This is a genomic window from Endozoicomonas sp. OPT23 (assembly GCF_009653635.1).
GTDB lineage: Bacteria > Pseudomonadota > Gammaproteobacteria > Pseudomonadales > Endozoicomonadaceae > Endozoicomonas_A.
Window position 1 is genome coordinate 24,613 of record NZ_PPFD01000010.1, and the last position, 12,437, is coordinate 37,049.

Consider the following 12,437-nt stretch of genomic DNA (forward strand, 5'->3'; position numbering starts at 1 on the left):
TCTTCTGATTACCTTCCCGACTCTTTAGTTCTTCATCTCTCCAACTGACCACCTGCTATATTCGATACTTCATTCAGCTTCTCAGGCAGTAGCAGTCATGAGCCGAACGTCCATCATCATAGATACTGACCCGGGTGTAGATGATGCTATCGCCCTGTTAATGGCCATGGTTTCCCCGGAACTTGAAATACTTGGAATCACCACAGTAGCGGGAAATGTCACTCAGGAACTGGCTTACGACAATGCTCGAAGACTGGTTCAGTTGGCAGACCAGAATATTGAAGTGTACAAAGGGTGCGAAACTCCTATGGTCATTCCATTGGAGACTGCTGCACACATTCACGGCCTTGGAGGCCTGGGTAATTATCAAACTGAAAACCTGCCCCCTCAGAGCTGTCTTCATGCTGTGGATTTCATTATTCAGCAGTGTATGGAGAGCCTGGAAACACCGATTACTATCTGCACATTAGGGCCTTTAACCAATCTGGCTATGGCGTTGGTTAAATGTCCTGAAATCAGAGCTGGCATCAAACAAGTGATTACCATGGCAGGTGCCTTCAATATCGCCGGGAACTTTTCTCCAGCAGCAGAATTCAATATCTATGTCGATCCCCATGCCGCTTATGTCGTAATAAACGCAGGGCTTGATCTCACAATGATTCCGCTGGACGTGACCAACAAAACCAATGTCCCCTATATGTGGCTCGAAACTCTGAGCTCCGGTACAGGAAAAGTGTACGCTGCAGTGGAACAGATGCTGGCTTTTGGTCTCAGAAAGGGCTGGAAACCCAAAATTCATGACGCCTGCGTGATTGCCTGCCTGCTGAAGCCGGAACTGTTCACTCTTCGCCCTCATCTGGTCAAGGTTGATCACAATTCAGGTCCAAGCATTGGCAATACTCTGCTCTATCCAAAGACTGAAACGCCTAATCTGACTGCTGCTATGGAAATTGATCAACATGCATTCTTTCAGCTGCTGTCTGATCGGTTTAAAGCCTATGAATCACCCCGGTAATTCACTTCCAGTCTATCCACTTCTCAGGCTTTGACTAATTCCGCAATCTCGGAGACGTTTGTATAGATTGTTGGTGATACCGTATGAATCAGACAATTTTCCTGACTTTCCCGGAGTCTGTTTTATGAAAATCGCCCTGGTTAAAGTATCTGCTCCCAGTGACTTCAAGGACTACAAAAAAAAGCGTGGTGGTCCTCCACAATCTATTTTCTCTGCCGCAGCGGCGACACCTTCCCGCTATTCCGTTGAAATGTTTGATGAAACCGTTCAGGCGGTCAATATTGATCAACTGGCAACGGCAGACCTGATAGTTCTGTTCTTCTCTACGCCTGATGCCATGAGAGGCTATGAACTTGCCTCCCAGCTTCGTAATAGAGGCAGACAGGTCGTACTGGCAGGACTTCATGTAACCTTTATGACTCAGGAAGCAGCTGAATATGCAGACGCTGTTATTACCGGTGAATGTGAGAATGTCTGGGACGAAGTGCTGTCAGATGCAGAAAGAAGACAACTGAAGCCTTTGTATCAGGGCACATCGGCTGATCTTGATAAAGTCGCGCCATACCCGACACATCTCATCTCCCATGCAAAATACGACGGTTTCTGGTCTGTGCTAGTCAGCCGTGGCTGCAAGCATAAGTGCAGCTTCTGTCTGGTACCTGAAATGCTGGGAAAAACCCGTTACCGGCCAATCGAGAATATTGTCGCTGAGATATCTCGACTGGAAACCGACTGGATGGAACTGCATGCAGACCACCTGACGGAAAATAGAGAATACGCCCTTGAACTGTTTAAGGCTCTCGAGCCGTTAAACATTAACTGGGTCGGTGAAACCACCATCAGGATTGCTGACGACCCGGAACTGCTTGAAGCAGCAGCAAAATCCGGTTGCAGGTACCTGCTGGTCGGTATTGAAACACCCTCCAAATCGGCTTTGAAGTATTCAGGCAAAGGGTTTGTTAAGGCGGATAACGTCAAAGCACAAATTGACAGGCTTCATCAGCACGGAATCATTGTCGACTCAGCAGCCATTCTCGGTTTTGACGAACACGACACCCGTATTTTCAAAGAAAGCGCCGACTTCTTTAACGATGTAGGAATCGATGTCTGTGTCCCTGCCATTATGATTCCATTCCCTGGCTCAAGGGTCTTCCAGCAAATGGATAAGGAAGGTCGAATTCTCACCAGAGACTGGTCAAAATACGATGGAACTCATGCTGTTTTTGAACCAAAGCTTATGAGTAGTGAAGAGCTGGAAAAAGGTTCTCACGACTTCTATTACCGGTTCAATTCGCCCGGCAAGTACACCAAAAGAAAATTCAGACAGATTAAACAGTTTGGTGCTTTTTCGACCATGTATATCTGAGTATTTTGACCCTGATAAAGAGAATAGAAGGGTCAACTTCTATTCTCCAATAATTCAGATACCCAGCAACTTCGCCACTGTTCCAAAGTAAACCAGCATGCCGGTGATATCGACGATGGATGCCAGCACCGGACTGACCAGAACCGCTGGGTCAAGGCGGAAACCTCGGGCAATCAGAGGTAATAACCCACCCAGTGTCGTAGAGATAATCACCTGAAGAGCAATGGCAGCGCCAATAGCAAAGCCCGTCATACCAAGGGTTATACCTTCCGGTAAAATTTGATCGCCACCAAACAGCACGACTCGCAGCATCACTACCGTTGCCAGAACTGCGGAGATGAACAGCGAGACCCTGAACTCTTTCCAGAGAACCTTTGTCCAGTCCTTGAGAGTAATATCACCGGTCGCCAGAGCCCGAATAACCAGTGTTGCAGCCTGTGAGCCCGTATTACCACCAGCAGCAGCCACAACCGGCATATAAATAGCCAGCAGAACCAGCGACTGCAGAGTATCTTCAAAATGAGAAATGATCAGACCGGAAACAATGCCCATAAAGGCCAAACCAATAATCCAGCCAACTCTTTCCCGAACATGCGACAGCACACTGTTGTCGAGATAATCACCGGCAGGTTCCGCTTCACTGCTGATCAGTCCAAGCGCCATACTGATTTGTCGGGCACGAACTTCATTACCGTTTTCTTCCAGCACTTCCAGAATATCGTTAACGGTTCGAAACGGTGCTTCTGATAAAACGTCTACAGACTGATTCAACGTCAGCCCTACAACAAACTCAGCCTTTTCATCGATCGGCAGGTTAGCCATAAATTCAGATGCCTGAACGGCATCAAAGTCGCAATCCACAGATGCTGGTTGTTCGAATGCTGCCAAAGCTGAAGGTGCAGTGAATGCAGTCATATCGATTCCCCCTGTCGGGCAAACGGCCCTTAATAAGCAAGGTTTACTTGCAGCCTCATGAGTGTTTGGGAACACGTAATTGAATATTAAAGAGCTGTATCTCCGCCATCGGCGGAGATACAGCACATAAATTCGTATGCCCAGATACTTCTGGTCAGCAAGCTTTCAGATATTTGAGTTTTACTCTTTCTGGATTTTGGGGTGTAAGAAGTGAAGGGAGATAAATCCGAAACATCGAACGGTTTCGGTGAATGCTCAACAAATACCGTCAGACTGGCTATCCACTCCTTACCCATCTACTTGGAGGTTGGTCGGTATCCATTGGTATTCCTGTAATCAATCAATTTATATGCAGAAAAATAACGGCGGGAAGAATAACGTCGGTGCCAATAGCTGACAAGATAGTACAACTTACTATACGTCGATGATCGTAAGAAATATTACAACCTGCCCTAAACTCTTAAATAGGACTCACAAGATTGTTAGTTGTTCTGTACACCTTTGTCAGGAGCTTTATAGGAACTTTCCAGAGCTTTCAAAAACTAATGATGTAACGATATTTATATCAATACTTTTTAATTTATATGAACTAAGCGAGGTGTACTATGGCAGGTATAGAAGCTGCGGGAATGGCTAGTCACGAGGTTGCTCCTCAGACTCCTCCCAATCCTGAATCTACTCTAAAATCCAAATTTAGCTTTTATGGCAGAAGAGTTGCTGCAGTAGCCACTGTGGTCGCAACTTATACTCTAAGTTTCTATGCGGCTGCATACATTTGCAAAGCGATAGGCGCATATAACAACCCACAAGCATACGATAGTGATGGTCAATATCTTTCTATCTACGAGAGAGGTTATCAGCGCACATCCGAGATTGAGCAGTTGGCCTATTATTTAGAGGAAGGTGCCAAACTACCTTTTTCAATCATATATAATATTTGGAGTGACCCTCTATATGGTACTGGCTTTTTAGCTCTTCTCTACAGGTGCAGGCGTCTGTTTGATAAGTGATATGGATAAAAAGCTGCAAGTGAAATCACCTGCAGCTATTTTACATCAGATAGCTGGCAGTGGAATCAGATTACCATTGAGATTGGCTTCACCATTGTTCATGGAGAAGTTCAGGGTGTACTTGTCTTCTTCCTGCTTGATCATGCCCTGAGCAGAGAACATTCCCAGCATCATTTGAGCTTGTTGCTCTGCCATTTCATTAACTTTGCTACTGGTAATGCCACGCTTTCCTTTCATTTTCTGAGCGGCAACAAGAGCCACCAGTTTTTCTGCCAGCTTCTTGTCAGCACTGGCTGCTGCATCCAGCTGAATGTTGTTCATCCAGAATGCAGAAGATAGCATTTGTGCAGGCTCCAGCTGGTAGTCTGTCAGCTTCAAAGACATATTTGAGTCGAAGCTTCCTTCTGGCAGAGAGAAGTGAATTTTATCGATCTTGAATTCAGGCTTGGCAGCCAGGAACAAAGGTAAAGAATCAGTCATCACCTGGTTGATCTGCGCCGGATCAAAACGGCTGTCATGATTCATCAGCTTGATCATTTCCTGGTTATACACTTTATTAAACTCAGTGCTGTAATTCAGCAAGGTCAGATCAAAGCTAACGTCAGTCAGGTCAAGGTTGCTGGCAGTAACAGCATCAACGCCATACTGCATGGTCATATCGCCTTTGCTGTCATCATCACTGGTTTCAAACAGGTAGGAAACATTAAGGTTGCTGGCACTGAAGAGGCTTTCATCATTGAGAGCAGCATGGACCGTACCAATGTTCAGCTCAACTTCTCCATCGTACAGCAGGTATTCCCTGATTTTCTCCAGATCGATATCTGCGGTCATATTCATGGTCAGATCCGACAACGAAACGTCCTGCTCAACATCCTTGATCACCAAAGCATCTGTCACGCCTTCATACACCAGCTGCCCATCATTTCCAGTCCATGCTTTGGACTGATAACCACTGAAATTGATGGTTGTAGCGTCATCTTTGATAACGAAAGCCGGAATCACCTCCATAAATGAAAGGCTACCGAACAGACTTACCTGACCTTTCGAAGAGTACAGAGACTCAGTAATTCCGAGTTTTTCCTGCAGTTCAGCAGAATTAATAACTTCCTGCTGCCAGCTGATACGATTGAGACCAAAACCGTTATTCAGCGTAACTGGGCCGTGATCAACAGAGATCTCTGTTTCAAACTGAATAGCAGACAGATCAGAAGCCTCAGGAGCGATGGCAGAAGGTTCAATGCTTATTTTGGCAATACCCGCAGAGCTGAACCAGTTCTTTTCATACCGGGTCAGTTCAACGTTATAACCTGGTATCTGGTTGATCTGTTCAACCTGCTGCTCAAGCAGAGTTTGAAAAGAGTCACCGGCAAACTTGGGACCGATGAGTACACCGGTAGCCACAGCAAGAGACAGGACACTTATGGTTTTTTTCATGACTCCACTTCCCTGGAAGAACTACATTGTGATGGAAGCGGAGCAGTATAAATAAACAACAGTACAATGTCGTTTAGATTAAACAGATGTTAATAATTATTTTCTAGCCGTTAACAGGAAAACCGGATAGTCCTTGCCATTTTTTGGAATGGAATGAATTCTTTTCAATTCCACGTCCTTAAAGCCTGCCACGCTCACCAGTTTCATGATTTTACGGCAATCAAATCCCTTATGGAAAACACCATCAGCTTCGTCATGAAAGCTGCCATCTTCAAGCTCAAGATCAGCCAGTGCCAAAAAGCCCTTGTCAGCAATCACTGTATATAAACGGGATAAAACCACCGGAAGGTTTTCAACATGATGCAACGTCATGGAAGATATAACCCCATCAAAACGGGCCTGAGGAATCACTTCGGCCAGGTCAACTGGCATCAATTCCAGCTCGCAGGGTAGCGCTGGCTTCTTTTCTTCAAGCCGAGCATTCATGGCTGGAGATATATCCACAGCGGTAATCTTGCCAACCTTGGTAGCAACCCTTTCAAGAAGCAGCCCGGTACCTGAACCGAAATCCATCAGGTGCATATTCTGGTTCAAGGGAACTGACTCAAGAATTGCTTCAGCAATACTGGTCACAACATCAGTTCGACGTTTTTCCTGCTCATAGCCAGCAGCTTTATGAGCAAACAGGTCAGCACCCATAGTCAGCTTCTCCTTAGCTTTGTGTTTCCGCTACAAAATAGTAGTGAATATAACGGTAAGCAACATAGCAGACCATAGTCGTAGCGACCATCAACTCAAGTCGCCCAAGGTAACCGGCCAGCAGCGCCCAGTTTCCGGCCAGTACTACTTCAAGCTTTAATAACGCTGTCGCACCAATGACCATAGGGAAGGTGAAAGCAGCGTATCCGGGAGAAAATGGCAGCCTGAGTAATCGGACAAAAGCGATATAAACAGAGAATGTCATGATCAGAGCAAGAGGTGCCAGCACTGCTATCAGAATCAATGAGGGTTGCCCGGTAATCGTCAGGTATCCCGCCAGAGACAAGCTTGCGGGTGCTGCCATTATGGCAAAAGTAGGCAGCACATCTTTAGATAAGCGATCTCTGAAGAGTAAGCGATAAAGCATTACCGGCAGTTTAACTGCGTAGCAGGTCAGGCCAAATAAAAACAAACCGTAGGCCAGTTCATCATGCCCCATTCCGACACTGGTGACTGATGCAACAATAATTCCTACTGGTGGCACAAACCAGCTTGGAACCATTAACTCCAGTTGAAAATCCTTCACTCTGTGCCAGATAAAGCCTGCTAAAAGGCCAAGGTGCAGAGCCACAGCTATCAGCCAGAGGCTTCTGGCAAAAGGCTCAGATAAGGGTAATAACGCCTGGGCAATAACCATGGTCGCCATTGCACAAGTCGGCATAACACTACTGACGACAGGGTGAGACAGATCCTGTTTGACCATGGTCGGGTTCAACAAAAACTTGATGATCAGTACCAACACCAGAATGGCTGCAATCAATCCACCAGCCAGCTTAGGCACTGCAGCATAGTCAGGAACGATTAAAGACCAGACTGCTCCCAGGCTACTGATTCCCAGAGCTAAACCTCCCAGTGGAGTCGGGACTCGAGCCAAGCTGTTTCTGACTCCTTTCAACCCGCCATTATTCACATTCACTTCCTTTCAAATCCAAGCGGAAAACAAACGCTCACTGTAAAACTTTCAAAAGAATGAACAAGCCAGTATTTTTCAGTATTCGGTTGCCTGATAATGACTCAATCCAATAATGAACAACGCGCAGCGAATGACCAAAGCACCTTCATTGATAAGCCCCTCTTTCGACAGCAGTTTCAGCGACAAGGTTCTGACCTGGTTTGATGAACATGGTCGTAAGCACCTGCCATGGCAACAAGGCATCACGCCTTATCGAGTCTGGATCAGTGAAATAATGCTCCAGCAAACCCAGGTTGCCACTGTCATTCCCTATTTTCAGACATTTATGGAACGCTTTCCTGTAGTTTCTGATCTGGCAAATGCTGAACAGGATGATGTTCTGCATCTCTGGAGTGGGCTTGGTTATTACAGCCGTGCCAGAAACCTTCATAAAGCCGCTCAAATGGTTATCAATCAATTTGATGGCGAGTTTCCCCGTTCCGTTGAACAGTTAATGGAGCTTCCAGGCATAGGTCAGTCCACAGCAGGTGCTATTGCCTCCATCAGCATGGGGATTCAAGCTCCCATTCTGGACGGAAATGTTAAACGGGTACTGGCTCGATATAACGCAGTGCCTGGCTGGCCCGGTAAATCATCGGTGGCAAAAGAACTCTGGGCCATTGCTGACGAATTGATGCCAAAAGAGAGAGTAGCTGATTACACTCAGGTCATGATGGACCTTGGTGCAATGATCTGCACTCGCACAAAACCTTCCTGCATGCTCTGCCCTCTGGAACAGGATTGCGAAGCTCACCGACGTGGTGAAGAAACGCTCTATCCGGGCTCAAAACCAAAGAAAGATAAACCTGAACGTTCGGTCCGAATGCTGATGGTGGTTAACAAACACGGTGAGGTTCTGCTGGAAAAAAGACCTGCCACCGGAATATGGGGTGGTTTATGGAGCTTTCCTGAAATTCAGGTTGATGACGAACTGGAAACAGAGGCAGGAAGAATCACAAAGCTTGAGCTAAATGGCTATGAAGAGTGGGACTCTTTTCGACACACCTTCAGCCATTACCATCTGGATATTGTTCCGGTAAAAGCTTTTGTAGAAAACACCTCAGCAGTAAACGACGGAGATCGCTGGCACTGGTTCCAGCCGGATGTACCTTCTGAGCTTGGTCTGGCTGCTCCCGTCAGTAAGCTTTTAAAGAAAATAAAACAAAGCCTATAAATGATTGTGTAGTGTTCATTTGCCTGCCTGAGGCGGGCGAATGATTCATCAATAACTGTTTCCTGATCCACACCTCAACGTTTTCCATAACGTTTTTTTCAAACAGTCGTTTATTTTTTATAAACTGTCGCTAAAATCCTCTTATCTGCTCCTAAAAAGAATGACATACCAATGTTACGAACGACTCTGGAATCAATGCGCGGTGTTCTGGCCGCTTTGATACTGGCACTGAATACCGTTGTTATCAGTATTCCATTGCTCTCTTTTGCCATTTTGAAACTGCTTATACCCATACCTGTATTCCGTCGCTTAATGGGAAGGATGGCTGTTCGGTCAGCAGAACTCTGGATCAGCATTAACTCCTTGTGGATGAAACTGTTGCTGAATCTCGAGCTGGATGTAAGCGGTCTCGATAACCTCAAGCGAGATGGTTACTACCTCGTGACTGCCAATCACCAGAGCTGGACCGATATCCTGCTGATGCAGCATCTGCTGAACCGTCGCATTCCTTTTATGAAATTCTTCCTGAAGCAGCAGCTGATTTATGTGCCTGTGATCGGTCTCTGTTGGTGGGCGCTGGACTTCCCGTTTATGAAGCGTTACTCCAGGGAGTACCTTAAGAAACACCCCGAAAAGCAGGGAAAGGACCTTGAAAGTACGCTGAAAGCCTGCGAAAAGTTCAAAACCATGCCGGTTTCGATCGTGAACTATCTGGAAGGCACGCGGTTCACAGTATCCAAGCACCAAAAGCAGGAATCTCCTTATCAGCACCTGCTGAAACCAAAAGCAGGCGGTATCAGCTATGTTCTGAACGCTTTGGGTGAGCAGATCAGAACTCTGTTGAACATCACCATCTACTATCACGATAAGCGGATTGGCTTCTGGGACTTGCTCTGCGGACGTATCAGGAGAGTCACTGTTCGTATTGAGCAATCGGAGATTCCAGCGGACTTTTCTGGTCGTGATTATCAGCAGGACGAACGCTTCAGAAAGGACTTTCAGGTTTGGGTTAACAATATCTGGGAGGAAAAAGACGAGCGACTTAAGAAATTTTCCGCTGATTAATCACTGACTTCGACTCAACCAAGAGGATTACTCTCGCCTTTCCTAAACCAGGGCTCTGCTACAGCGGGGCCACGTACTTGTATAGTTCACTCTATCAGTACTCGCACACAATAATAACAATAGGGTTAGTGGCACCAACATAAGGGGAATCATCGTCACTACGCCTTGTCCAATCAGTACACATATTTATATAAGGAAGTATCAATATGTTTACGATGACACAGCTAACCCCTAAGTTCTCAGCTCTCTGGCTCGGTTTATTTCTGATGAGCTTTTACGCTAAATCAGACGGTAACACTCATCCTGATAATATCAACACGGATGATCAGTGTATTTCTATTCTTACTGACAGCAATGTCCGTGAGCAGCTTGATAGCCTGCCAGCAAACCCTTCAACTATTAACAGCTACTCCATAGATAGTGAAGACTGGAAACATTTTGACTTAAATGATTTATGTCTGATCAAACAGGTAGGTGAAAGATTTCTGCTGGTAAGAGATAGAGGTGATGCCAGCAAGACAAAAACAATGGGGCTAAAAATTTTCAAACCCGAAGATAATGCTTTGTTGAAAAAAGAGCTCGATGTGTATAACGAGCTGAAAACGAACCCTATCGTGACAAAGATACATCATGTTATCTCCACCACACACTCCTTCGACCAGGCTTTTATGATATTGGAGGAAAGCCATGAGTCTGACGTGTGGAAATATACGAACAAGGCTCGGGAAAAGGGAGTTCCTATAATGAAGAAAACTCTGGTAAGAATAACAAAACAGTTCCTTGAAGGGCTTTCCCTCATGCATTCCAAAAATATTTCCCATACTGATTTGCACTCCGGAAATCTCATGTTCGACGCTCATGGAAATGTTAAGCTGGTTGATTTCGATAACGCCGAAATCCACCCGGATCAGAACAGCGCAACCCTAAATGTTGGCTATGACTTATATCAAGTTTTTGAACATGTAATATCCCATCTCATGATGTACACCTACATGTCAGGTCACGAAAGACGGCTATACGAAGACCTTACAAGCGAATTTTCATCTATTGGAAAACAAGGGATAGTTCCAAGAGAAACATACAATCGTCTGATACAAAGGACGCTGTATAAGCTGGATACTCTATGAAGAAATGTATGAATCAGAATTTCCCTATCTACTCAGGCTGAACTTGGCAGCAATTTCATAGTAAAATACTCAAGTATTATTCCTATGGAATTGCTGGATCAGGTGACGTTATCAAAACCAATAATCAAACATTCTCTGACCTTGCTGATCTTCAGTACGAGAACTCTTTTGGGCAGCTCCCTGAAGCGTTTTATACCCGTCTTCAAGCTACGCCCCTTCAAAACTCGCGGTTAGTCACGGTCAGCAAATCAGCCGCAGAGCTACTTGATTTAAACCTGTCCGATGAGCTTAAAGAGCAACTGGCTCAAGTCTGTTCCGGGCAAGAAGCGTTAGAGCCTTTCGACCCACTGGCCATGGTTTACTCAGGGCACCAGTTCGGTGGTTATAGCCCCCAGCTGGGCGATGGCCGTGGTTTGCTGTTAGGGGAGGTCAGAAACAGCAAAGGTGAAAAGTGGGACCTTCATCTGAAAGGCGCAGGCCAAACGCCTTATTCTCGTTTTGGTGACGGCCGTGCAGTCCTTCGCTCCTGTATCCGTGAATATCTGGCTTCTGAAGCGCTTTATCATTTGGGTATTCCAACGACCCGTGCGCTCTGCATAGTCACCAGCGATACACCGATTTACCGTGAAACAGAAGAAAGAGGATCAACCCTGCTAAGGCTGGCTAAAACACATATCCGTTTTGGCCACTTCGAGTATTTTTACTACACAAAGCAGCACGATGAACTCAAAATTCTGGCTGATCACACCATTGAGCAGCACTTTCCTGAACTGACAGACAAAGAAAACAAGTACAGCCTATTCTTTCGACAAGTGATTGAGAAAACTGCTTTGCTGATCGCCAAATGGCAGGTCGCCGGCTTCGCTCACGGTGTGATGAACACCGACAATATGAGTATTCTGGGCGACACCTTTGATTTCGGACCTTACGGCTTTCAGGATGACTTTGACTGGCACTTTATCTGCAACCATTCTGACCACAGTGGTCGCTACGCCTTCAGTAAACAAGCTGAAATGGGCTACTGGAACTGTGCCCGACTCGCTCAGGCTCTGTTGCCACTGATGGATGTGAAAGATATGCAGCCTTCTCTGGATGCTTATCCGCAACTTTACTCTGATACTTATAAACAGTTGATGCTTGAAAAGTTGGGGCTGACCAGTGAAGAGGAGGAAGACGGCGAACTGGTACAGAAGCTTCTGCAATTACTTCACGATACTCACTGTGATTACACACTCTTTTTCAGAGCACTTTCTGACTACCAACCAGATCAGCAAAACGACAAGCTGCTGAATCTATTCCCTGATTTATCAGCCATTCAGCCATGGCTGAAACTCTACGCTGAACGACTGAAACGAAACCTGACTTCAGATAAACAAAGATCAGAGAACATGAAACAGGTTAACCCGAAGTTTATTCTGCGAAACTATCTTGCTCAGCAAGTCATCGAAAAAGCAGAACAGGGTGATTACAGCGAGCTGGAAGAATTGATGGTAGTTCTTCAGTCACCGTTTGATGAGCATCCAGACCTGGAACGATTTGCCCAGCAACCTCCCGAATGGGGCAGGAAGCTGGAAGTCAGTTGTTCCAGCTGATTATTCGTACTTTCTATTTGTAGTACCA

11 protein-coding genes are annotated in these 12,437 nt (G+C 45.8%); 7 read left to right on the forward strand and 4 right to left on the reverse strand.

What is annotated here, in order from left to right:
• The first annotated feature begins 97 nt into the window (after positions 1-97).
• Both EOPP23_RS20965 and EOPP23_RS20970 read left to right on the forward strand, forming a co-directional pair.
• Entirely contained in the window at positions 98-1,015 is a 918-nt protein-coding gene (locus EOPP23_RS20965) for a nucleoside hydrolase (RefSeq protein WP_153767954.1), read from the forward strand.
• A gap of 124 nt (positions 1,016-1,139) precedes the next feature.
• Positions 1,140-2,381, forward strand: coding sequence for a radical SAM protein (locus EOPP23_RS20970; protein ID WP_153767955.1), 1,242 nt, complete (start codon positions 1,140-1,142; stop codon positions 2,379-2,381).
• Positions 2,382-2,435: 54 nt separating this feature from the next.
• Here the strand turns inward: EOPP23_RS20970 and EOPP23_RS20975 are convergent, their stop codons facing one another.
• Positions 2,436-3,296: a magnesium transporter gene (locus EOPP23_RS20975; protein WP_228550828.1), complete on the reverse strand. Its 861-nt coding sequence runs from the start codon at positions 3,294-3,296 to the stop codon at positions 2,436-2,438.
• Positions 3,297-3,901: 605 nt separating this feature from the next.
• Between EOPP23_RS20975 and EOPP23_RS20980 the strand changes: the two genes are divergently transcribed.
• Positions 3,902-4,306 carry a hypothetical protein gene (locus EOPP23_RS20980; protein WP_153767956.1) on the forward strand — a complete coding sequence of 135 codons (405 nt, stop codon included), beginning with the start codon at positions 3,902-3,904 and terminating at the stop codon, positions 4,304-4,306.
• 45 nt (positions 4,307-4,351) lie between these two features.
• Here the strand turns inward: EOPP23_RS20980 and EOPP23_RS20985 are convergent, their stop codons facing one another.
• The 3 genes from EOPP23_RS20985 to EOPP23_RS20995 all read right to left on the reverse strand — a co-directional run bounded on the left by EOPP23_RS20985 (position 4,352) and on the right by EOPP23_RS20995 (position 7,373).
• Positions 4,352-5,740: a YdgA family protein gene (locus tag EOPP23_RS20985; protein WP_153767957.1), complete on the reverse strand. Its 1,389-nt coding sequence runs from the start codon at positions 5,738-5,740 to the stop codon at positions 4,352-4,354.
• Positions 5,741-5,836: 96 nt separating this feature from the next.
• A complete protein-coding gene (locus tag EOPP23_RS20990; RefSeq protein ID WP_153767958.1) occupies positions 5,837-6,439 on the reverse strand; it encodes a class I SAM-dependent methyltransferase in 603 nt (200 codons plus the stop codon).
• Between the two features lie 13 nt (positions 6,440-6,452).
• Complete coding sequence (locus EOPP23_RS20995; RefSeq protein WP_228550829.1) at positions 6,453-7,373, reverse strand: TDT family transporter; 921 nt, start codon at positions 7,371-7,373, stop codon at positions 6,453-6,455.
• Between the two features lie 151 nt (positions 7,374-7,524).
• Between EOPP23_RS20995 and mutY the strand changes: the two genes are divergently transcribed.
• From mutY to EOPP23_RS21015, 4 genes are all read left to right on the forward strand, one after another.
• On the forward strand, positions 7,525-8,625 hold the full coding sequence (gene mutY, locus EOPP23_RS21000) for an A/G-specific adenine glycosylase (RefSeq protein ID WP_228550830.1): 1,101 nt from the start codon (positions 7,525-7,527) through the stop codon (positions 8,623-8,625).
• Positions 8,626-8,796: 171 nt separating this feature from the next.
• On the forward strand, positions 8,797-9,690 hold the full coding sequence (locus EOPP23_RS21005; RefSeq protein ID WP_153767959.1) for an acyltransferase: 894 nt from the start codon (positions 8,797-8,799) through the stop codon (positions 9,688-9,690).
• Between the two features lie 206 nt (positions 9,691-9,896).
• Positions 9,897-10,817: a protein kinase gene (locus EOPP23_RS21010; protein ID WP_153767960.1), complete on the forward strand. Its 921-nt coding sequence runs from the start codon at positions 9,897-9,899 to the stop codon at positions 10,815-10,817.
• Between the two features lie 110 nt (positions 10,818-10,927).
• Positions 10,928-12,409, forward strand: coding sequence for a YdiU family protein (locus tag EOPP23_RS21015; RefSeq protein WP_370514850.1), 1,482 nt, complete (start codon positions 10,928-10,930; stop codon positions 12,407-12,409).
• Positions 12,410-12,437 lie beyond the last annotated feature (28 nt).

Bases quoted from the DNA above. Each gene is read 5' to 3' on its own strand.
- EOPP23_RS20990 (WP_153767958.1), bottom strand. From the start codon at position 6,439: ATGGGTGCTGACCTGTTTGCTCATAAAGCTGCTGGCTATGAGCAGGAA.
- EOPP23_RS21005 (WP_153767959.1), top strand. From the start codon at position 8,797: ATGTTACGAACGACTCTGGAATCAATGCGCGGTGTTCTGGCCGCTTTG.
- EOPP23_RS20980 (WP_153767956.1), top strand. From the start codon at position 3,902: ATGGCAGGTATAGAAGCTGCGGGAATGGCTAGTCACGAGGTTGCTCCT.
- EOPP23_RS21010 (WP_153767960.1), top strand. From the start codon at position 9,897: ATGTTTACGATGACACAGCTAACCCCTAAGTTCTCAGCTCTCTGGCTC.
- EOPP23_RS20975 (WP_228550828.1), bottom strand. From the start codon at position 3,296: ATGACTGCATTCACTGCACCTTCAGCTTTGGCAGCATTCGAACAACCA.
- EOPP23_RS20970 (WP_153767955.1), top strand. From the start codon at position 1,140: ATGAAAATCGCCCTGGTTAAAGTATCTGCTCCCAGTGACTTCAAGGAC.
- EOPP23_RS20965 (WP_153767954.1), top strand. From the start codon at position 98: ATGAGCCGAACGTCCATCATCATAGATACTGACCCGGGTGTAGATGAT.
- EOPP23_RS20985 (WP_153767957.1), bottom strand. From the start codon at position 5,740: ATGAAAAAAACCATAAGTGTCCTGTCTCTTGCTGTGGCTACCGGTGTA.
- mutY (WP_228550830.1), top strand. From the start codon at position 7,525: ATGAACAACGCGCAGCGAATGACCAAAGCACCTTCATTGATAAGCCCC.